Here is an 828-nt window from a genome sequence, read left to right as displayed (position 1 = left end):
TGACGATTGGTAAGAATCCACAACAAGTTGTTCTTCATTGATGTATCTGAGGGTCTGTAGCTCAGTTGGTTAGAGCACACGCTTGATAAGCGTGGGGTCACAAGTTCAAGTCTTGTCAGACCCACCACTACTGACGAAGCAATTATGCAGAAGAAGATACATCGAATCACAGATGATAAGCTGGGGACTTAGCTTAGTTGGTAGAGCGCCTGCTTTGCACGCAGGAGGTCAGGAGTTCGACTCTCCTAGTCTCCACCACGTACTTATTGAGTATGGGTATAAGCTAAAGATTACAGAATTTAGTAAGTATAAGCTTATTAAGTTCTGTGATTTAAATATCACAGTATTTAGTGCGGTCTGACGAAGACGCATTAATTCATTAACAGATTGGCAAAAATTGAGTCTGAAATAAATTGTTCAACTCATTTAATTCAAGATTGACAGTAATACTTCGGTGTTACGGTTTAATTACGAATTGAAATGAGAACTAGCAAATTAACTGAATCAAGCGTTTTGGTATATGAATTTAGATTGAAGCTGTACAGTGCTTAAGTGCACAAGACTTTGAACTGTAGATTAAATAGATCATTGATTATTTATTTAATTGTCTTAATCCTACTTGTAGGGATTAACGACTGTTTGGGGTTGTATAGTCAAGTAATTAAGTGCATGTGGTGGATGCCTTGGCAGTCAGAGGCGAAGAAAGACGTGATAGCCTGCGAAAAGCTCCGGGGAGGCGGCAAATATCCTTTGATCCGGAGATTTCTGAATGGGGAAACCCACCTACCTTAAGGTAGGTATCGTATGATGAATACATAGTCATACGAA

2 tRNA genes and 1 rRNA gene are annotated in these 828 nt (G+C 39.4%); all 3 read left to right on the top strand.

From position 1 onward, the window contains the following. Positions 1-50: 50 nt before the first annotated feature. Positions 51-127: transfer RNA gene (locus tag ACEO2X_RS13970), tRNA-Ile, on the top strand. A gap of 55 nt (positions 128-182) precedes the next feature. After that, positions 183-258: transfer RNA gene (locus tag ACEO2X_RS13965), tRNA-Ala, on the top strand. Positions 259-651: 393 nt separating this feature from the next. Further along, positions 652-828: ribosomal RNA gene (locus ACEO2X_RS13960) — 23S ribosomal RNA — on the top strand; the annotation flags it as partial.

It is taken from the genome of Acinetobacter sp. AL9 (assembly GCF_041464035.1).
Lineage (GTDB): Bacteria > Pseudomonadota > Gammaproteobacteria > Pseudomonadales > Moraxellaceae > Acinetobacter > Acinetobacter towneri.
Note: the sequence above shows the minus strand (reverse complement) of the source record. Positions and strands in the feature narration are given on the sequence as shown.